This is a genomic window from Mycetocola lacteus, assembly GCF_003667575.1.
Lineage (GTDB): Bacteria > Actinomycetota > Actinomycetes > Actinomycetales > Microbacteriaceae > Mycetocola > Mycetocola lacteus.
The window spans coordinates 61,997-82,267 of the sequence record NZ_RCUY01000015.1 but is presented as its reverse complement, the minus strand read 5'-3'; the positions used below and the strand labels follow the sequence as shown (position 1 = coordinate 82,267).

Sequence of the window (20,271 nt, the reverse complement as noted above, 5' to 3'; positions counted from 1 at the left end):
GCCGGACACGGAGATTCTCATCCGCGGCGTCCTATGCTGGAAGCATGCACGTTTCCGATCTGTTTGACGAGTCTGCTTGGCGCGATGTCCCGGGCTTTGAGGCCCTCACCGACATTACGTACCACCACGATGTGAACGGTCAGGTGGCGCGGATCGCGTTCAACCGGCCCGAGGTACGCAACGCGTTCCGCCCGCGCACGGTGGATGAGCTCTATGCGGTGCTGGATGATGCCCGCCAAAACTCGAAGATCGGTGTGGTCCTGCTCACCGGAAACGGACCGAGCCCGAAGGATGGCGGCTGGGCGTTCTGCTCCGGCGGCGATCAGCGCATCCGCGGCCGCGACGGTTATAAGTACTCCGACTCGGAGACCGCCGTGCAGGACACCGCCCGCTCGGGCCGCCTGCACATCCTTGAGGTTCAGCGCCTGATTCGGATGATGCCCAAGGTGGTCATCGCGGTGATTCCGGGCTGGGCAGCCGGGGGTGGACACTCGCTGCACGTCGTCTGCGACCTGAGCATCGCCTCGGCCGAGCACGGCAAGTTCAAGCAGACCGACGCCGATGTGGGCTCGTTCGATGCGGGCTACGGCAGCGCGTATTTCGCGCGTCAGATCGGGCAGAAGTTTGCCCGCGAGGTCTTTTTCCTCGCCGAGGAGTATTCGGCACAGCGGGCCTATGAGATGGGCGCCGTCAACCGGGTTGTGCCCCACGCCGAGCTGGAGTCCACCGCCCTGGCCTGGGCTCGGACGATCCTGACCAAGTCGCCCACGGCGATCCGGATGCTGAAGTTCGCCTTCAACGCGGTAGATGACGGCATGGTGGGGCAGCAGGTCTTTGCCGGTGAGGCAACCCGCCTGGCCTACGGCACCGATGAGGCCGTGGAGGGACGCGACTCGTTCCTGGAAAAGCGCGCCCCCGACTGGTCGCCCTACCCCTGGCAGTACTAGTGACCGAGCAGGTGCCCGCCCGCTACGTCTCCGCCGCGGACCGGGAGGTTTTTGCCGACGCGGTAGTGGACATGCTGGCGGGTATCGGCCCGGCGCTGCTTCCGGTGGCCGGACCCGAGCTGCCCTCCGACGCGCACCCCACGGTGCCCTCCGGGGTCGACGTGGTAATCGAAACCTCGGGATCCTCGGGGATACCCAAGCGCATCGCCCACTCGCGGCACGCGCTGCTGCACTCGGCCCGGGCCACCGAGCGGGTGCTTGGTGGGCCGGGCACCTGGCTCTCGGCGCTGCCGGGCAACTACATCGCCGGATTGCAGGTCCTGGTGCGCTCGCACCTGGCCGGAACCACCCCCGCCTATCTGCCGCCCGGGTCCTTTGACCCGGCCGTGTTCGAGGCGCATGCGCGGCTGATGTTCACCCGGGCGCTGGGTCGACGGTACGTCTCGCTGGTGCCCGCGCAGGTGCAGCGCGTGCTGGATCACTCCAACGTGCTAGCCGAGTTTGATGCGGTGTTGGTGGGGGGTCAGGCGATCCCCGAACCCCTGCGCGAGCGCGCCCGGGCGGCCGGGGTAAATCTGGTCCGTACCTACGGTGCCAGCGAGACCGGCGGCGGCTGTGTCTATGACGGCGTCCCGCTGCCGGGGGTGAGCGCGGCGATCGTCGCGGGGGAGATTCGACTCTCCGGCCCGCTGCTGGCGCTCGGCTATCTCGCCGCCGATGGCACCTGGGACAGCACCCGCACCGATGCGGCGTTTGTGTTTGATGATGATCGGGGCAGCGCCGAGCATGAGCTTCAAATTCTGCCGGCCTCGCCGGTGACTTCGGCATCCGCAAACCTCGGTGCCTACGAGCCCAGGCCCGAATCCGAGGTGGGAATGCCCACCCCGGCGGAGTCCACACCTGCTGGAAGCATCCGGTATCTAGATTCCACCGGGTCTGTTGTTCACCGTGCGCTGCGCACCGGGGACACCGGCGAGATCGTGGACGGGGTGCTGTCAGTGCACGGCCGGATCGATAACGTGCTGATCTCCGGCGGGATCAACGTGAGCCTGGACCGGATCGATCAGGTGGTGCGCACCGCCGGCCTCGAGGACGCGGTGGCCGTGGCCGCCCCCGATGAGCGGTGGGGCCAGGTGCCGGTGGTGTTCACCGCGCAGCCCGATCCCGATCCCGAGGGCAGGCTGGAGCGTTTGCGCGCCGCCTGTGCGGCGCAGATCGGACGGGAGGCTCGGCCGCGCGCGATCATCGAGCTGACCCAGATGCCGCTGCTGGCATCCGGGAAACCCGACCGCCGCGCCCTCGCCGCGCGCATCTGAACCCAATCCCGCGTCCGTCAGGGGCGCATGTCGTAAGATTCGTGGCAGACACTCTGGAGGAACCGTTGGCCAACAACCCGTCGCGCACCAGCGCACACAAGCCGCTGCGTAATACGCCCAAGGGCACCGGGAAAAGCGGAAACCCCGCAGCCCGTGAGATTCAGGAAATCCCCAAGGCTCGCCTGGGGGACTGGATCAACGGGGCACGCCCGTTCACCCTCTCGATGGCGGTGGCTCCGGTGGCGATCGGTACAGGTGCGGCAATCTTCGCCTCCGACCCCGGCGTGTACCACTGGGTGCGTGCGCTGCTCTGCCTGGTGATCGCGGTCGCCCTGCAGATCGGCGTGAACTTCGCCAACGACTACTCCGACGGCATCCGGGGCACCGACCAGCACCGGGTGGGACCGTCCCGTCTGGTGGGCAGCGGCCGCGCCCCCGCCCGGACGGTCTTCACCGTGGCGATGACCTTCTTCGGGATCGCCGCGGTCGCCGGCCTCGCGCTGGTCATTATCTCGGGCATTTGGTGGCTGCTGATTGTTGGCGTTCTGGCCATCGTGGCCGCCTGGTACTACACCGGCGGCAAGCGACCCTACGGTTACATGGGCCTGGGCGAACTGTTTGTGTTTGTTTTCTTCGGGCTGGTCGCGACCCTGGGCACCACCTTTGTGCAGATCGGCGCGGTGACACAGCCCTCCATCGCCGGGGGTATCGCCGTAGGATTCATCGCCGTGGCGACCCTGATGGTGAACAACCTGCGTGATATTGAGCAGGACAAGATCGCCGGTAAGCGCACCCTCTCGGTGCGCATCGGCGGTACCGCAACCCGGATCAGCTACGCGGTGCTCCTGCTGCTGGCCCTGGGACTGGCGATCTGGCTGGCGGTCTTCATCCCGCTGGTGTGGGTCACCCTGTTCAGCCTGCTGGTGATGATCCCGGCGATCATCATCGTGCTCACCGGCAAGACCGCCCGCGAGTTTGTGCTGGTGCTCAAGCTCACCGGTGTGCTGCAGCTGGTCTTCGGCCTGACCCTCGGATTCGGCCTGGCCTTCTAGGCACCGCACACAAAAAACCGCCCGGATCGAGATCGATCCGGGCGGTTTTGTGGTTCTGGGCGGCTACTTGCCGGGGGCGGTGTCCTCGGCGGGAACCGTGGCCGGGACCGCGTCGGCGGGGGCTGCTTCGGCTGGGGCCGGCTGGGTTTCCTTCTCGGCGGGCTGTGCGGCGGCGGCCGGAGCCTCGTCCTCGTCCTGGTCGAGCAGGGCATCCTCATCGTCCAGGTAGTCGTCCTCGACATCCTCGTCCTCGCCGTGAACGGGGTGACGCGCCTCATACAGCGATCCGGCGACCCGCTCGCGCGGGGTGCGCAGGAACACCAGGGAGATGGCGAATCCGAGCGCGGCGGCGGCGACGGCCGCCCACATCGGGTCGATCCCAAGCAGGAGCAGCGCGGCCAGCGGCACGGCAAAGGCCAGCAGGCGCAGGATGGTAAACACGATTACGGATTGCAGGGGTTTCACCCGACCAGTCTACGTCGCCCAAGCTGAGTATTTCCGCCCGGAGGGAACCGTACGCCAAACGGCTGCTTGTTCCCGGGTACGCCCGGTAGCATAGGAGCCATGCCCAGGATCCTCTTTGCCCTCGTGGTGGTTCTCGTTGTCGCCACCGTCTACACCGTCGTGGACTGCGCGATGCGCGAAAACAGCCGCATCCGCGGGCTCTCCAAGCCCGTCTGGCTGGTGGTGATTCTGCTGCTGCCGGTTGCCGGTCTGGTGCTCTGGTACACGATCGGTCGGGCCCGTGGTGCCGCCCCGCAGCCCCGCACTCCGGATGATGATCCCGCCTTCCTCGGTGACCTGCGCCGGGTGAGTGAGCAGGATGAGCGGATCCGCCGCCTGGAGGAGGAGCTCGCCGCCCTCGACGCCGAAACCGACCTGGGTCATCCCGACATGTTCGGCCCCCGCGACGGCAAAAACTCCGACGACGAGCCCGGTTCGGACTCCGAGCCGCGTCGATGAGCGTTGGAGATTCCCCCGCGAGCATGTACGCGCGGGGTCTGGTTGCCGAGCTGATTCGCCTCGGCGTCCGTGACGCCGTGGTGTGCCCCGGTTCGCGTTCCCAGGCGTGGGCACTGGCCTTTGCCGAGGCCGAGGCGGCCGAACAGATTCGTCTTCGGGTACGGATTGACGAGCGCTCGGCGGCGTTCCTGGCCCTCGGCCTGGCGGCTGAAACCGGGCTGCCGGTGCCGATTGTGGTGACCAGCGGGACCGCCGTGGCAAACCTCCATCCCGCCGTCCTTGAGGCTCACCACTCGCATATTCCGCTGATCGTCCTGAGCGCCGACCGTCCCGAGGAACTGCGGGGTATCCGCTCCAATCAGACCACCGCGCAGGCGCACCTGTTTGGCTCGGCGACCCGGCTGAGCCTGGATGAGGACGCCCCGAATGCCGACCGGGATGAGATCGCCCGTGCGGCCGAACATGCCCGGGCCGCGTTTGCCGCGGCAGCCGGTGCCGTGCCCGGACCGGTGCAGCTCAATGTGGGATTCCGCGAGCCGCTCTCCAGCGCGCTGGCGGCGGAAGTGACCGTTCCGGTGCCGGAAGGCTCGGCCGAGCAGGACCAAGTCGACGCGGTGATCGCAGCCGAGAAGGCATCCGATGCCGCCCCCTCCGCGGTGCCCGCGCACGTGCTGCCGCGCGGACCGCGCACCGTGGTCATCGCCGGAAACGGCGCCGGTCCCGGTGCCGAAGACCTCGCACACCACGGCGGCTGGCCGCTGATCGCCGAGGTGTCCAGCGGCAGCCGCTACGGCCGCGCGCTGATTGTGCCCTACCGTGAGCTCCTGGATTCCCCCGACCACGGCGGGCTGATCGAGCGGGTCATCGTGTTCGGACAGCCGACGCTGAGCCGTCAGGTTCCCGCGCTGCTGCGCCGCGAGGGTGTGGAGACCTGGGTGGTCTCCGAACCCGATACCGAGCTGTTTGATCCCGGACACAACGCTCACCGGGCCACGAGCCTGAGTGTTGAGCCGGGGGCGGTCGACCGCGACTGGCTGGGCCACTGGGTGGTCGCGGCCCGGGAGCTGACAGCCGAACGCTCAACCGATGTGGCCCCGGATTTGGAGGCCGCACACTCCCACGACCCGGCCACCCGCCTGGCGTACGTGCGCGGGGAATTCCAGGCCATTCGCGCGGCCCTGGATCGCCGCCTGCTGGTGGAGTCCGTCTGGCGGGCAACCTGGCCGCATGATCGCCTGGTGTTTGGGGCGTCGCGCCTGATCCGTGTTGCCGACGAGCACGTGCCGGGGAAGAAACTCTCGGTGTTTGCCAACCGAGGGCTGGCCGGAATCGACGGAACCGTGGCCACAGCTTCGGGGATCGCGCTGGCCCAGCAGGCCGAATCCGAGACCGGCGTGACCCGCCTGGTCCTCGGAGACCTCACCCTCCTGCACGACGTGGGTGGGATGCTGCGGGTCCCCGGCGAGCAGGTGCCGCGGATCCAGATCATCGTGGGCAACGACGGAGGTGGCACGATCTTCGACGGCCTCGAGGTGTCCCAGAGCGCCGCGCCCGATCTCGCCGCGCGGGTGCTGTTCACCCCGCAGGAGGTCAAACTCTCCGCGCTGGCCGAGGCCTACGGCTGGGAGTATCGTCGGGCGGCCACCCGCGCGGACCTGGACCAGGCGCTCACCGCGCCCACCACCGGGCCGGTGCTGATCGAGGTCACGCTCACCCGCGAGTAGTCGGCCGGTGGGGCCGCGCGCTTCCGAGGCCGGTGGTGGCTTGGTGCGCCGTGCGCCATTCCGAGGCCGGTGGTGGCGCGGTGCGCCGTGCCCCGGTCGGGGGCAAATTCGCGGGTGGGTCTGGTGCGCCGCGGCATCGGGGTGCACAATGTGGACATGTCATTCCACTCCGAAGCCTGGTCCGAAGATCCTCAGCACGTCCTCCGGGTGGGTCCCGGATTCCGCCTCGACTCGGTCGAAACGGATTCCACCCCCGGATTCAAGGGCGGTAAAAAAGCCGGCGTCGCCGAGCTCGCCCGGGTGGTTGACACCCTGAGCGATCTCCAGGAACGCCTCCATGCCGCCGCGACCGCCGGTGCCACCGACTCGGTGCTGCTTGTGTTGCAGGCCATGGACACCGCGGGTAAGGGCGGCATCGTTCGCCACGTCGTGGGTGCCGTGGACCCGCAGGGTGTGCAGCTCGCCTCGTTCAAGAAGCCCACCGCCGAGGAGCTCTCGCACGACTTCCTGTGGCGCATCCACAAACAGGTTCCCGCCGACGGCAAGATCGGTGTTTTTGATCGCTCGCACTACGAGGACGTGCTGATCGGGCGGGTACGCGAGCTGGCGTCCCCCGAGGAGATTGAGCGTCGGTATGAGGCGATCAACGAGTTCGAGCGGGAGCTGGTGGATTCGGGTACCCGGATCATCAAGATCATGCTGCAGATCAGCCCCGACGTGCAGAAGAAGCGCCTGCTGGACCGTCTGGACCGTCCGGATAAGCACTGGAAGTTCACCCCCAACGACGTCACCGAGCGCGAGGTCTGGCCCGACTATCAGGAGGCCTACCAGATCGCGCTCACCCGCACCTCGACCGATTACGCGCCCTGGTATGTGGTGCCCGGCGATAACAAGTGGTACGCCCGTGTGGCCGTGCAGCACCTGCTGGTCGACGTGCTCTCGGAGATCGATCCGCAGTGGCCCGCGGCCACCTACGACGTCGTGGAAGCGCGCGCGGCGCTGCTCGCCAGCAAGGTGTAGCACCCCGCGGCGGCGTCATGTTGAGAAACACTCGACCGGCGCCGCCGCACCCGCGGCTAGCGTGGAGGCACCCCACGTGAAAGGCCGCGCATGACCCTCCTCCAGACTTCACCCGTTCGTTCCCGGATCGCCATCGCCCCCGATGCTGATCCGGCACGGGTATTCGCCCCGATCTTCGCCCGGATTGCCGAGGGTGCCGCGGCCCGAGACCGGGATCGTAGCCTGCCCACCACCGAGATCCGGGCCCTGGCCGATGCCGGGTTTGGTGCCCTGCGGGTGCCGCGCGCCGAGGGCGGGTTTGGGGTGAGCCTGACCGAGTTGTTTGCGCTCCTGGCCGATCTCGCCGCCGCCGATTCCAACATTGAGCAGGCCCTGCGTGGGCACTTTGCGTTTATCGAAGACCGGCTGGTCAGCCCGGACGCTGCGTCCCGCGCGCTCTGGATCGACCGCGCGCTGCGTGGCGACCTGGTGGGCAACGCCTGGACCGAGATCGGATCAAGTGTCCGCGGCGAGCTGGGGACCCGGCTGCGTACCGACGCGGGCGGTACCCGCCTGAGCGGGGAGAAGTTTTACACCACCGGCAGCCTGTATGCCGACTGGATCGACGTGCTCGCGCACTCCGAGGAGCTGGACACCCAGGTCATTGCGGCCGTGTCCGTGCACCAGGCGGGCGTGGACATCACCGACGACTGGGACGGTTTCGGTCAGCGCACCACCGCGTCCGGTGGCACCGTCTTTACCGAGGCGGTCGTGGACCCGGCCGATGTGATCGACTTCTCCGAGCGCTTCGGCTATCAGCTGGCCTTCTACCAGGTGTTCCACCTGGCGGCCCTCGCCGGTGTGGCCCGGGCTGCGGCCACCGAGGCCGGCACCCAGCTGGCCGCGCGCTCGCGCACCTACAGCCACGGCAACGCCGACCGTGCGGTTGAGGATGCTCAGCTACTCCAGGTGGTCGGTGAGGCCGCGGCTCAGGGCTTCGCGCTGGACGCGATCACCGAGCGTGCGGCGAAGGCCCTGGAGGCGGCCGAGGCGGCGACGCTGGCGCGGAACGCCCTGCGCGCCGACTCTGCGGCGACCCCCGAGCAGCGCCAGTCCGCCGAGACGGTCTTGGCCGAGGCGATCGGGGCGGCCGAGCTGGCGGCGTTCTCCGGTCAGGTTGCGGCGATCCCCGGGGCTCTGCGGGCGACCTCGATCATCTTTGACGCGCTGGGGGCCTCGGCGATCCGCGCCGGCGGTGCGCTGGACCGGCACTGGCGTAACGCCCGGACCCTGGCCAGTCACAACCCGTGGGTGTATCGAGCCCGCCTGCTTGGCCGTTTCGTGGCCACCGGCGAACGCGACGACGCCTCCTGGGCGGTCGGGGTGGCCGCAAGCTAGCGGCGCTTGCCGCTGTGCTGTCTAGGACAGGGCGTCTCGAATCGGCCGGAACTTCATCCCCGTCTCGCGGAACTCCGACTCGGGATCGGACCCGGCGACGATGCCGCCCCCGGCATAGGCGGTGATGTGCCCGTCGGGATCCACCTGGGCGCCGCGCAGGGCGATGGCCCAGTCGCCGTTGCCGTGGGCGTCCACCCAGCCGGTGGGCCCGGCGTAGCGGCCGCGGTCGAAGGGTTCCAGCTCATTGATCAGGTCGATCGCGGCGAGGGTCGGGGTGCCACCCACCGCGGCGGTGGGGTGCAGGGCCTGGATCAGGTCGAGCACGCTCGCGCGGTCGCTGATCCGCCCCGAGATGTCGGTGGCCAGGTGCCAGAGGTTGGGCAGGCGCAGGGTGAAGGGGGAGTCCTGACCGTGCAGCCCGGCGGCGTGCGGGGCGAGGGCGGCGAGGGCGCTGCGCACGGCGAACGCGTGCTCGTCGCGGTCCTTGCGGGACTCGATCAGGGTTTCGGCGGCGGCGCGATCCTCGGTGGCACCGTGGCCGCGGGCGGCGGTTCCGGCGAGGACCCGCAGCGAGAGCGATCCATCCCGCACCGAGATCAGGGTTTCCGGGCTCGCACCGATCATGCCGTCCACCGCATATGTCCAGCACTGCGGGTAGGCGGCGGCCAGGTCGGCGGCCAGGCGGCGTCGGTCGCCGTCCGCCTGGAGCTGCCCGGTGACAGTGCGGGCGAGCACAATTTTGGCCACGTCCCCGCGCTGAATCCGGGCGAGGGCCGTGCGGACGAGGTCGCGGTGACGTTCGGCATCGGCCGGGTCCTCGGCCAGGTCGGCGGTGAGGCTCTGGCCCAGCGGGGTGCGCGCGGGCAGCAGGTCGGCGTCTACGGTGGGTTCACCCTCCAGTGATACCCGGGTGATCCAGGCGTGCTCGCCCGAGCGTCCCACGATCACGCGGGGAACGATCAGGACGCTCTCGGCACTCGACACGGCCGAGAAGGCGATGGTGCCGAAGGCGACCAGTCCGGTTCCGGGTAATCCAACCTCGTCCCGAACCCGCGCGGTATCGGCGATCTGCTGCCACTGTGTGGCCAGGTCGGTGATTCGATCCTCGCCCGCGGTGGAGAGTCGCAGGGCGACGCCCGAGCCCACGATTCCCGCCCCGTCCCGCATCCACATCAGCGGATTTGTGCGGTCGGCAAACCCAAACAGGGTGCCCGGATCGGCCAGTGCACGAGTGGTGACATGGAGCCGGGGAATAACGGGAGTGGACACCCTCTAAGCCTAGGCGGTTTTACATGAGTACACGCCGAGATGTGGCGCACCCGCCGAGTGGGGCGAATTCACGGCCCGGGCGCGGACACGGCGGCGCGAAAGTGTCTAGGATAGTGAGCATGCATAAGGCCGATCTTTCCAAAGCGCCCACACAGGTTTCGGCGATGTTCGATGAGGTAGCTCCGCGCTACGACCTCACCAACACCGTCCTGAGCCTCGGGAATGATCGACTCTGGCGCGTGGTGACCACCCGCGCAATCGGCGCGGTACCGGGCGAGCGGATCCTCGACCTGGCCGCCGGCACCGGCACCTCCAGCGCCTCGATCGCCGGCACCGGCGCGAGCGTCGTGGCCGCGGACTTCTCCCCGGGCATGCTCGCCGAGGGGCGTCGTCGCTATGGCCACATCAACCGGATCAGCTTTGTCGAGGCCGATGCCACCAAGCTGCCCTTCGCGGACAACGAGTTTGACGCCACCACGATCTCCTTCGGGCTGCGTAACGTGGTCAACCCCAAGCAGGCCATCGCCGAGATGCTGCGGGTGACCAAGCCCGGCGGACGCCTGGTGATCTGCGAGTTCTCGACCCCGCCGAATAAGCTCTGGCGCGGCCTCTACGACTTCTACCTGCACCGTGTTTCGCCGGTGCTGGTCCGCCTGGCCAGCTCGAACCCCGACGCCTACGACTACCTCAACGAGTCGATTCAGGCATGGCCGGCCCAGGCCGAGCTCGCACAGTGGATGCGCGAGGCCGGATGGACCGACGTTGAATACCGCAACCTTACGGGCGGTATCACCGCGCTGCACCGCGGTATCAAGGCCAGCTAGGGTGGGTAAGGTGAATCACGCACCCGAGGCTCGTATCACGAGTCTGTCTCAGCACCTGGGCCTCACCGAGCGCATTTTTGCGTCCCCCGCCACCAAGAAGCTGCTCCACGAGGTGGATGCCGGACTGGTGCGCATCGAGGCTGGTTTGGAAAAGCAGCTGGCATACACCGACTCGGTGGCCGACAGCATGAGCCGGTACCTGCTGGAGGCAGGTGGCAAGCGCATCCGTCCGATGCTGCTGCTGCTCACCGCCCAGCTGGGCGAGGGCACCACCCCCGAGGTGGTGCTGGCAGCCGAGGCCATCGAGATCACCCACCTGGGTTCGCTCTATCACGACGATGTCATGGACGAGTCGGATAAGCGCCGCGGGGTGCCCAGCGCCCACACCGTGTGGGGCAATTCGGCCGCGATCCTCACCGGCGACCTGCTCTTTGCCCGCGCCAGCCAGATCATGGCCGAGCTCGGCGAGCGCGCGATCCAGCTGCAGGCCAGCACGTTTGAGCGCCTGGTCCTGGGCCAGCTGCACGAGACCGTGGGCCCGCGCGAGGATGAGGACATCGAGGCGCACTACATTCAGGTGCTCTCGGACAAGACCGGATCGCTGATCGCCGCCGCCGCCAGAACCGGCGTCATTTTCAGCCATGCGGATCCCGCCTATGAGGCCGCGGTGGTTGAGTACGGCGAGAAGGTGGGCATCGCGTTCCAGCTGATCGACGACGTGATCGACCTCTCCCCGGCTCCCGAGGAGACCGGCAAGGTTCCCGGCACCGACCTGCGGGCGGGTGTTGCGACCCTGCCGATGATCTACCTGCGCCGTCTGGCCGAGACTGATCCCGAGGCCGCCTCGCTGGTCGCCCGGATCGAGACCGACAGCGAGGCCGAACTCACCGGCGCGGCCGCCGAGGACTTCACCGCGGCGATTGCCGCCCTGCGCGCCCACGAGGTGACCGCGCGCACCCTGGCCGCCGCTCACCGCTGGTCCGCCGAGGCCGTGGCCGCACTCGCGCCGCTGCCCAAGGGCCCGGTCAAGGATGCTCTCGTGCGTTTTGCCGAGACCATCGTTGAACGCTCCAGCTAACTACACCCCTCGTCACAACCCCGCGTCGCCTGACGCCAACAAAGGAGATATCGACACATGAGCAAGTTGCGCCTGGCCATCGTGGGAGCCGGTCCCGCCGGAATCTATGCCGCCGACATCCTGCTCAAAGCCGAAAAAGAGTTCGACGTGTCGATCGACCTGTTTGAGCACCTGCCGGCCCCCTACGGCCTGGTTCGCTACGGTGTGGCCCCCGATCACCCCCGCATCAAGGGCATCATCAACGCGCTGCGTGACGTGCTGGACCGCGGTGACATCCGCATCTTCGGCAACGTCCGCTTCGGCACCGACATCACCCTGGAAGACCTGCAGAAGCACTACAACGCGGTGATCTTCGCCACCGGTGCGATCCGGGATGCCGACCTCAAGGTCCCCGGCATCGAGCTGGAGGGCTCCTACGGCGCCGCGGACTTCGTGAACTGGTTCGACGCACACCCCGACGTGCCCACCACCTGGCCGCTGAACGCCCGCGAAATCGCGGTGATCGGTAACGGAAACGTCGCCCTGGACGTGGCCCGCATGCTGGCCAAGCACGCCGATGATCTGCTGCCCACCGAGATCCCAGACAACGTGTACCAGGGTCTCAAGGCGTCCCCGGTGACCGACGTGCACGTGTTTGGTCGTCGCGGCCCGGCCCAGGTGAAGTTCACCCCGCTTGAGCTGCGTGAGCTGGGCGAGCTGAACGACGTGGACATGGTGCTCTATGACGAGGACTTCGACTACGACGAGGCTTCCCAGGAGGCCATCGCCACCAATAAGCAGATCATGGTCATCGACCGCGTGCTGCAGAAGTGGCGCAAGGAGCCCCAGGAGGGTTCGAGCCGCCGCCTGCACCTGCACTTCTACGCCAACCCCGAGGAGATCCTCGGTGAGGATGGCAAGGTTTCGGCGCTGCGATATGAGCGCACCAAGCCCACCGGTTTTGGTGGGGTTGAGGGCACCGGCGAGTACCGCGAGGTTCCGGTTCAGGCCGTCTACCGCGCGGTGGGCTACTTCGGTTCCCCGCTCGAGCAGATCCCCTTCGACGAGACTCGCGGTGTGATCCCGAACCGTGGCGGTCAGGTGCACGACATTAACGGCGACCAGATCCCCGGACTGTACGCGACCGGCTGGATCAAGCGCGGCCCGATCGGCCTGATCGGCGCGACCAAGTCCGACGCGATGGAGACCATCGAAAACGTGCTGGCCGACCGCGCCACCTGGTGGACCCCGGAGGCCCCCGAGGAGGAGGCGATCCCGGCCCTGCTGGAGGAGCGTGGCGTCGCCTACACCGACCTCGACGGCTGGCACCGACTGGACGAGCACGAGATCGGCCTGGGCGAGCCGCACGAGCGCGCCCGCATCAAGGTGGGTCACCGCGGCGAGATGATTCGCATCTCGCGCGACGAGCCCGCGGCCGAGTAACCTCTCACCACGGGGTTCGATTCCGAGTGGGGGAGTGGAGATGACCGAGCACATCTGGGAAACCGATGTGCTCGGTGCGCCCTTTGAGGCCCGCACCCTCCCGCTCGGAACCGACGTGCACGGCGAGGTGGTCGCGACCCTGGTGCGCGATACCCGCCGCCCCAAACGCTTCGAATCCCGCCCCGGATATGTACTGCCCCGGCAGGCGATCGCCCACGATACCGACGTGCTCTATCTGCACGGCTGGTCCGACTACTTCTTCCAGACCGAGCTGGCCGATTTTTGGCATCAGCGTGGGGCGCGCTTTCACGCGCTGGATCTGCGCGATTACGGACGCAGCATGCGCCCCGATCGTGCGCCGGGATTCATCACCGATCTGACCACCTACGACGCGGACATTGAGGCCGCCCTGACCGTGATGGGCCACGGCGAGGAGGCCCCGGTTTCTCGGCGGCTGATCATTCTGGCGCACTCCACCGGAGGGCTGACCGCGAGCCTCTGGGCCAACCGTCATCCGGGACGCATCGACGCGCTCATCCTCAACTCCCCGTGGCTGGAATTCCAGGGTGGCGAGCTGGGCCGCGGCACGCTGGAACCGCTGCTGAGTCTGGGGGCCCGCTACGATCCCCGGGTTACCCTGCCCGGCGTGGATTTCGGCTACTACAGCCGGGCGACCAGCGCCGCGTTTGAGGGCGAGTGGGCCTTCGACGATAGGTGGCGTCCCGAGCGCGGATTCCCGGTTGCGGTGGGGTGGCTGCGGGCGGTCCTGGCCGGGCACACGCAGGTGGCTCGTGGCCTGGCGATCGAGGTGCCGGTACTGACCCTGCTCTCGGATTCCTCCACGGTCACCGCAAGCTGGAACGAACGCATGAAGCACAGCGACAGTGTGCTGGTGGTCTCCGATATCGCCGAACGCGCGCTGAAGCTTGGCACCACGGTCACCGTCTCCCGCGTGGCCGGGGCGCTGCACGACGTGTTCCTCTCCGAACGCGGCGTGCGCGATCACGCCTACGCCCAGATGGACGCATGGCTGCGCGGGTTCTAGGCTCGCGCGGCAGACCGTGTGAAACCCGAGGTACCCATCTCTGGTGTTGAGTGATGATCGGGCGTAGCGTGGTCTCATGAGCCCGCAACCCGCGAACACCTGGCCTAGTGGCCGATCCGCTGCTGCGGGAAAGCACGACGTCCCCGTCGTCGCCCGATGGATGGAGCATTTCTGCCGCTGAACAATTGCGTACTGCACGAGCTTCGGAGCACGTGCGTTCGCACGGAGGCTACGCCCGCAGCGCCAGCCAGTAGTTGGTGCGCGCGGACATGGTGTCCAGCGGGGTGTCGGTGAGCTTCTCGATCAGCATGATGCGGGCGCGCAGGGTGTGCCGGTGGATGCCGAGTTCGCGGGCCGCCGGATCCCACTGGCCGTTGTGTTCGAGCCAGCTGGTGAGTGCCGCGATGAGCTCGGTGCCGTGGGCCTCGTCGTGGGCGTGCAGCGGGGCGAGGAGTTCGTGGGCGCGCTCGCGCACGGCGTCGGTGAAGAGCAGCTCGGTGATGCCCTGCCCACCGATATCGGCAAACGCGGTAACCCCGGGGGAGTGCGGGTCCTCGGCGAGCGCACGCCGCGCCTGGTCGATGCCCTCGGAGAGGTTCGCGTAACCCAGCGGATCGGAGAGCCCGCCGGCGAGGCCCCGGGCGGTGCCCAGCTCGGCGATCCGGGCACCCGCGTCCTCGGCGGGCAGCAGCGCGATGATCTCCCGTCCCCGGGTGGCAAAGAAACACCAGCCCGGGGCGGTCTGCGCGCGCTCATCCAGCTCACGCAGCAGCGGGTTGCCCGCGCCGTGGCCCGGATGCCAGACGGCGACGCGCACGGGCTCGGGCGGCAGCGCCTCGTGGATGTGCTGCAGGACCAGCCGGGTTAGTGAGGGCCGCTGATCCAGCAGCGCCTCCAGTGCGCCCGAGCGCAGCGCCCGGCGACCCCGGCGCAACCCGCGTCCCTGTTCCAGGGCGAGGCCGGTGAGGGCGACCACATTGGTGATGACGCTCTGCTCGGCCGGGTCGGGGGCGGGTCCAACGATCGCCAGGACCGCGCGCAGGTCCTCGCGCCGTCCCACGGTTTGCAGGCTCACGGTGCCGGCCGGGGTCTGGATCGTGGTGGCCGCGCGCTGCCCGCGATCCAGCAGCGCCGCCGCCTCGGCGGTCACGATCGCTGGTGGGTCCAGCGGCGGCCCGAACCGGGACAGGGCGGGGCCCGGCGCGCTAAATAGGAACACTGGCCGGTGCAGCAGCCGGGCCAGTTCGACAAAGATCTCGCGCTGCGGGTTGGGGCGCAGCGCGGCGAACGAGATCGCGCGCTGCGCGTTCATTGCCCAGGCCTGTCGTTCCCCGGCGGCGGCGGCCAGTGCGTCGGCGGCGGCGCGGATCACCGCGATAAACGCGGTCCGGTAGGGCACCTCAAACAGGGTCAGCCCGTGGGTTTCGCAGGCCTGCACCAGCCCCGCCGGAATGTCCGGGCGCAGCACCTCGGTCCCGTAGCCGAGGGCCGCGACCCCGACCGAGACCAGGCGCTGCACAAAGCTCTCATAGTCGGTGATCAGCGCGAGCCCGGTGCGCGTGCCGTTAATGAGCGGGCGGCGCTCCTCGGATTCGGTGAGGAACTGGCTGCCGGTGGTGAGCAGCACCTGGTGGCGGGCGAGGAACGGGGTGGGGTCGGCGAGGTCGGAGCTGGAAACCCAGTCGATCGAGATGTCGTGGGCGGCGGGGATGTCCACGATCCGGCGCAGCCCGAGGGCGGGGATACGGAGCAGGCGATCCACGGTGAGTGACATGCTGCCAGCCTAGCTGGCTCTGCCAATATGGCGAAGAATTCACCAGAGGTTTGACAGATTGTCGAGGCGCGCCGCGGGGAACCGTGCCTAGTCTGGGTGCAGATGGTGCGCAGAGGGACCATTCCGGGCGGTAAAACGTCCGACCGTTGCGCATCCCCTTAAACGCCACAAGTAACAAGGAGTGTTCAATGTCCGAGACCCCCGCACGCGGAGCAGACCTGACCCAGGCCCGCAACCTGGTCACCTCGATCCCCGGTCCCCGTTCGCAGGAACTGATGGCGCGTAAGCGCGCCGCGGTCTCGAACGCCATCGGCACCACGATGCCCGTCTTCGCCGAGGCTGCCTTCGGTGGCGTGATCCGCGATGTGGATGGCAACACCCTGATCGACCTGGGCTCGGGCATCGCCGTGACCGGTGTCGGAAACGCCAACCCCCGCGTGGTTGCCGCCGTCTCCGCCCAGCTCGAGGCCTTCACCCACACCTGCTTCATGATCACCCCCTACGACGGTTACGTCGAGGTGGCCGAGAAGCTCAACCAGCTGACCCCCGGAGATTTCGACAAGCGCTCGGCGCTGTTCAACTCGGGTTCGGAGGCCGTGGAGAACGCGGTCAAGATTGCCCGCTCCTACACCGGCAAGACCGCCGTGGTGGCCTTCGATCACGCGTACCACGGTCGCACCAACCTGACCCTGGCGCTGACCGCCAAGAACCAGCCCTATAAGTCCGGCTTCGGTCCCTTTGCCTCGGACATCTACCGCGCCCCGCTGAGCTACCCCTTCCGCGACGGCAACCGCACCGGTGCCGAGGCCGCCAAGATCGCGATCTCGCAGATCGAGAAGCAGGTCGGGGCCGAGAACCTGGCCGCGATCATCATCGAGCCGATCCAGGGTGAGGGTGGCTTCATCGTTCCCGCCGAGGGCTTCCTGCCCGCGCTGGCTGCCTGGGCCACGGAGAACGGCGTGGTCTTCATCGCCGATGAGGTGCAGACCGGCTTTGCCCGCACCGGCGCGATGTTCGCCTCCGAGCTGTTCGGGATCGAGCCCGACCTGATCGTGACCGCCAAGGGTATCGCCGGCGGTCTGCCGCTGTCGGCCGTGACCGGCCGCGCCGAGATCATGGACGCCCCGCAGACCGGTGGCCTGGGTGGCACCTACGGCGGAAACCCGCTGGCCTGCGCCGCGGCCCTGGCCAGCATCGACGCGTTTGAGCAGGACGGCCTGATCGAGGCCGCCCAGCGCATCGAGCAGCAGATCACCTCCGCCTTCCTCGCCGCCCAGACCACCGACGCCCGCATCGGCGACGTGCGTGGTCGCGGCGCGATGATCGCGATCGAGTTTGTGAACCCCGAGACCGGCGAGCCCGACGCGGCCCTGACCGGCGCGATCGCCAAGGCCGCCCACAACCAGGGCGTGATTGTGCTCACCTGTGGCACCTACGGCAACGTGATCCGCTTCCTGCCGCCGCTGACCATCTCCGAGGAGCTGCTGGCCGAGGGCCTGAGCATCGTCCTCGACGCACTCGCCAACGCCTAGAAAGGAATCAGACCGATGACTACCGAAGCAGAACTGCTGGCGAAGATCCCCACCGGGCTCTTCATCGGAGGCGAATGGCGCGATGCGTCGGACGGCTCTACCCTCGACGTGCTGGACCCGGCAACCGGTAAGGCCCTGGTCTCCATCGCCGACGCAACCGTCGAGGACGGTGCCGCGGCCCTGGATGCCGCCGTCGCCGCCCAGGCCGACTGGGCCGCGACCCCGGCCCGCGCCCGCGGCGAGATCCTGCGCCGCGCGTTCGACCTGCTCCAGGAGCGCCGCGAGGAATTCGCGCTGCTGATGACCCTGGAGATGGGCAAGCCGCTGGCCGAGGCCAACGGTGAGGTCACCTACGGGGGCGAGTTCCTGCGCTGGTTCAGCGAGGAGGCCGCCCGCCTGACCGGTCGCTACGGCACCAACCCCGAGGGCACCGGCACCATGATCGTGTCCCAGCAGCCGGTGGGCCCGACGTTCCTGATCACCCCGTGGAACTTCCCGCTGGCCATGGCCACCCGCAAGATCGCCCCGGCGCTCGCCGCGGGTTGCACCGTGGTCCTCAAGCCCGCCGCGCTGACCCCGCTGACCAGCCTCGCCTTCGCGCAGCTGCTGGTGGATGCGGGCCTGCCCGCCGGCGTGGTCAACGTGGTGACCACCTCGCGCTCGCAGGAGCTCTCGGCCCCGATCATCGCCGACTCGCGACTGCGTAAGCTCTCGTTCACCGGTTCGACCGGGGTGGGCCAGGCGCTGCTGCGTCAGAGCGCCGATAACGTGCTGCGCACCTCGATGGAACTCGGCGGCAACGCCCCGTTCGTGATCTTCGAGGACGCCGACCTGGACGCCGCGATCGAGGGGGCCCTGGCCGCCAAGTTCCGCAACATCGGCCAGGCCTGCACCGCCGCCAACCGCTTCATCGTGCACTCCTCGATCGCCGAGGAGTTCACCGCCCGGGTCACCGAGCGGGTCCAGGCGATGAAGATCGGTCGCGGCACCGAGGAGGGCGTGCAGATCGGCCCGCTGATCGATGACCGTGCGGTGGCCAAGTGTGTGGCCCTGGTGAACGACGCGGTTTCCCGCGGCGCGACCCTGCACACCGGCGGCACCGCGATCGAGGGCGAGGGATCCTACTTCGCCCCCGCCGTGCTGAGTGGCGTGGCTCCGGGATCCGACATCCTGCGCGAGGAGATCTTCGGGCCGGTCCTCGCGGTATCCACCTTCGACACCGAGGCCGAGGCCATCGCCGCCGCCAACGACACCGAGTACGGCTTGGTGAGCTACGTCTTTACCACCGACCAGGGTCGCGCACAACGCTTGATTGGTGCGCTGGAGACGGGCATGATGGGCCTCAACGTCGGAGTGCTCTCCAACGCCGCCGCACCGTTTGGTGGGGTCAAGCAGTCGGGGATCGGTCGCGAGGGCGGTTCCGAGGGTATTCACGAGTATCTGTCCACCAAGTACACGATGGCCCCGCTGGGCTAGAGCGAAACGGGAGAAGAGCATGACCGAGAAGCTGCAGAACTTTATCAACGGCGCGTTTGTGGATGTGGCCGGAACCACGATCCTCGACGTGATCGATCCGGCCACCGAAAACGTGGTTTCCCACGCTCCGGTGTCGGTGGAGTCCGATGTGGATGCGGCCTTCGCCGCCGCCAAGACCGCGTTTGCCACCTGGCGTCGCAGCACCCCGAGCCAGCGTCAGGCGGCGCTGCTGAAGCTTGCCGACGCGATCGAGGAAAACCAGGACGCCCTGGTTGCCGCTCAGGTGCGCAACACCGGTCAGCCGATCGAGACCGTGCGCGCCGAGGAGATCCTCACCGGTGCCGAGCAGCTGCGCTTCTTCGCCGGTGCCGCCCGGAACCTTGAGGGCAAGGCCGCGGCCGAGTACGTCGAGGGATTCACCTCGTTTGTGCGGCGTGAGCCCATCGGCGTGGTCGCCCAGGTGACCCCGTGGAACTACCCGTTCCTGATGGCGATCTGGAAGATCGGTCCGGCGCTGGCCGCCGGTAACACGATTGTGCTGAAGCCCTCGGACACAACCCCCGAGTCGACCCTGGAGCTCGCCCGCATTACCGCCGGGATCCTCCCGGACGGTGTGTTCAACGTGGTCCTGGGGGATGCCAGCACCGGCACCCTGCTCACCGAGCACAAGACCCCGGGACTGGTCGCGATCACCGGTTCGGTGCGGGCGGGTCAGGCGGTGGCCACCTCGGCCGCCAAGAACCTGCACCGCGTGCACCTCGAACTCGGGGGCAAGGCCCCGACCGTGGTGTTTGAGGACGCCGACATCCAGGCGGCCGCCCAGGGCATCGCCGAGGCCGGGTACTTCAACGCCGGCCAGGACTGCACCGCCGCAACCCGCGTGATCGTGCACCGCTCCAAGCACGACGAGTTCGTGAAGGCGCTGGTGGCCGCGGCCGAGGCCACGGTGACCGCGGGCCCGGACAACGCCGACGCGTTCTACGGTCCGATGAACAACAAGAACCACTTCGCCCAGGTGCTCGACATCCTCGGCAGCCTGCCCGCTCACGCGGTCGTGGCGGCCGGCGGAAAGCGCGTGGGGGAGACCGGCTACTTCGTCGCCCCGACCGTGATCACCGGCGTCAAGCAGGACGACGACGTGGTGCAGAAGGAGAGCTTCGGCCCGATCCTCACCGTGCAGGCCTTCGACACCGAGGAGGAGGCCATCGAACTCGCAAACGACGTCGAATACGCCCTCGCCTCGAGCGTCTGGACCGCCAATCACTCGCGCGCGATGCGCCTGGCCCGCGACCTCGACTTCGGCTGCGTGTGGATCAACACCCACATCGTGCTGACCGCCGAGATGCCGCACGGCGGATTCAAGAAGTCCGGTTATGGCAAGGATCTCTCGGGGTACGGCTTCGAGGACTACACCCGGATCAAGCACGTCATGACCAGCCTCGAAGGCTAGTT

The 20,271-nt window shown here is 68.3% G+C and carries 17 protein-coding genes; 14 read left to right on the top strand and 3 right to left on the bottom strand.

Annotated features, from left to right (window positions below; genetic code table 11):
* The first annotated feature begins 44 nt into the window (after positions 1-44).
* From D9V34_RS15735 to D9V34_RS15725, 3 genes are all read left to right on the top strand, one after another.
* Positions 45-947, top strand: coding sequence for a 1,4-dihydroxy-2-naphthoyl-CoA synthase (locus tag D9V34_RS15735; protein ID WP_121689423.1), 903 nt, complete (start codon positions 45-47; stop codon positions 945-947).
* Positions 947-2,263 carry an AMP-binding protein gene (locus tag D9V34_RS15730; protein WP_121689422.1) on the top strand — a complete coding sequence of 439 codons (1,317 nt, stop codon included), beginning with the start codon at positions 947-949 and terminating at the stop codon, positions 2,261-2,263. The genes D9V34_RS15735 and D9V34_RS15730 overlap by 1 nt, the downstream gene beginning before the upstream one ends.
* A gap of 65 nt (positions 2,264-2,328) precedes the next feature.
* Positions 2,329-3,315, top strand: coding sequence for a 1,4-dihydroxy-2-naphthoate polyprenyltransferase (locus tag D9V34_RS15725; protein WP_425454456.1), 987 nt, complete (start codon positions 2,329-2,331; stop codon positions 3,313-3,315).
* Between the two features lie 63 nt (positions 3,316-3,378).
* Here the strand turns inward: D9V34_RS15725 and D9V34_RS15720 are convergent, their stop codons facing one another.
* Positions 3,379-3,780, bottom strand: coding sequence for a DUF4229 domain-containing protein (locus D9V34_RS15720; RefSeq protein WP_121689421.1), 402 nt, complete (start codon positions 3,778-3,780; stop codon positions 3,379-3,381).
* Between the two features lie 99 nt (positions 3,781-3,879).
* Here D9V34_RS15720 and D9V34_RS15715 point away from each other — a divergent pair, with 99 nt between their 5' ends.
* The 4 genes from D9V34_RS15715 (at position 3,880) to D9V34_RS15700 (ending at position 8,399) form a co-directional block, all read left to right on the top strand.
* A complete protein-coding gene (locus D9V34_RS15715; RefSeq protein ID WP_121689420.1) occupies positions 3,880-4,278 on the top strand; it encodes a PLD nuclease N-terminal domain-containing protein in 399 nt (132 codons plus the stop codon).
* Positions 4,275-6,002: a 2-succinyl-5-enolpyruvyl-6-hydroxy-3-cyclohexene-1-carboxylic-acid synthase gene (gene menD, locus D9V34_RS15710; RefSeq protein ID WP_245992052.1), complete on the top strand. Its 1,728-nt coding sequence runs from the start codon at positions 4,275-4,277 to the stop codon at positions 6,000-6,002. Before D9V34_RS15715 ends, menD begins: the two co-directional genes overlap by 4 nt.
* Before the next feature lie 156 nt (positions 6,003-6,158).
* The gene (locus D9V34_RS15705) at positions 6,159-7,022 is read left to right on the top strand and encodes a polyphosphate kinase 2 family protein (protein WP_121689587.1); all 864 of its coding nucleotides are present in this window, start codon (positions 6,159-6,161) and stop codon (positions 7,020-7,022) included.
* 90 nt (positions 7,023-7,112) lie between these two features.
* A complete protein-coding gene (locus D9V34_RS15700; protein WP_121689418.1) occupies positions 7,113-8,399 on the top strand; it encodes an acyl-CoA dehydrogenase family protein in 1,287 nt (428 codons plus the stop codon).
* 21 nt (positions 8,400-8,420) lie between these two features.
* Here D9V34_RS15700 and D9V34_RS15695 read toward each other — a convergent pair whose 3' ends face one another.
* Positions 8,421-9,668 carry an isochorismate synthase gene (locus tag D9V34_RS15695; protein WP_121689417.1) on the bottom strand — a complete coding sequence of 416 codons (1,248 nt, stop codon included), beginning with the start codon at positions 9,666-9,668 and terminating at the stop codon, positions 8,421-8,423.
* A 119-nt stretch (positions 9,669-9,787) separates the two neighbouring features.
* Between D9V34_RS15695 and D9V34_RS15690 the strand changes: the two genes are divergently transcribed.
* The 4 genes from D9V34_RS15690 to D9V34_RS15675 are packed head-to-tail and all read left to right on the top strand — an operon-like array spanning position 9,788 to position 14,037.
* The gene (locus D9V34_RS15690; protein ID WP_030149220.1) at positions 9,788-10,492 is read left to right on the top strand and encodes a demethylmenaquinone methyltransferase; all 705 of its coding nucleotides are present in this window, start codon (positions 9,788-9,790) and stop codon (positions 10,490-10,492) included.
* Positions 10,493-10,502: 10 nt separating this feature from the next.
* Entirely contained in the window at positions 10,503-11,570 is a 1,068-nt protein-coding gene (locus tag D9V34_RS15685; RefSeq protein WP_245992051.1) for a polyprenyl synthetase family protein, read from the top strand.
* Positions 11,571-11,627: 57 nt separating this feature from the next.
* Positions 11,628-12,992, top strand: a complete 1,365-nt coding sequence (locus D9V34_RS15680; protein ID WP_121689416.1) for an FAD-dependent oxidoreductase — start codon at positions 11,628-11,630, stop codon at positions 12,990-12,992.
* A 40-nt stretch (positions 12,993-13,032) separates the two neighbouring features.
* On the top strand, positions 13,033-14,037 hold the full coding sequence (locus tag D9V34_RS15675) for an alpha/beta hydrolase (RefSeq protein WP_121689415.1): 1,005 nt from the start codon (positions 13,033-13,035) through the stop codon (positions 14,035-14,037).
* A gap of 229 nt (positions 14,038-14,266) precedes the next feature.
* Here the strand turns inward: D9V34_RS15675 and D9V34_RS15670 are convergent, their stop codons facing one another.
* A complete protein-coding gene (locus D9V34_RS15670) occupies positions 14,267-15,811 on the bottom strand; it encodes a PucR family transcriptional regulator (protein ID WP_121689414.1) in 1,545 nt (514 codons plus the stop codon).
* 188 nt (positions 15,812-15,999) lie between these two features.
* Here D9V34_RS15670 and gabT point away from each other — a divergent pair, with 188 nt between their 5' ends.
* The 3 genes from gabT to D9V34_RS15655 are packed head-to-tail and all read left to right on the top strand — an operon-like array spanning position 16,000 to position 20,269.
* A complete protein-coding gene (gene gabT / locus D9V34_RS15665; RefSeq protein ID WP_121689413.1) occupies positions 16,000-17,343 on the top strand; it encodes a 4-aminobutyrate--2-oxoglutarate transaminase in 1,344 nt (447 codons plus the stop codon).
* A gap of 15 nt (positions 17,344-17,358) precedes the next feature.
* Positions 17,359-18,819 (top strand): NAD-dependent succinate-semialdehyde dehydrogenase, encoded by a 1,461-nt coding sequence (locus D9V34_RS15660; protein ID WP_121689412.1) that lies wholly within the window; start codon positions 17,359-17,361, stop codon positions 18,817-18,819.
* A gap of 19 nt (positions 18,820-18,838) precedes the next feature.
* Positions 18,839-20,269, top strand: coding sequence for a gamma-aminobutyraldehyde dehydrogenase (locus D9V34_RS15655; protein WP_121689411.1), 1,431 nt, complete (start codon positions 18,839-18,841; stop codon positions 20,267-20,269).
* Positions 20,270-20,271: the final 2 nt, after the last annotated feature.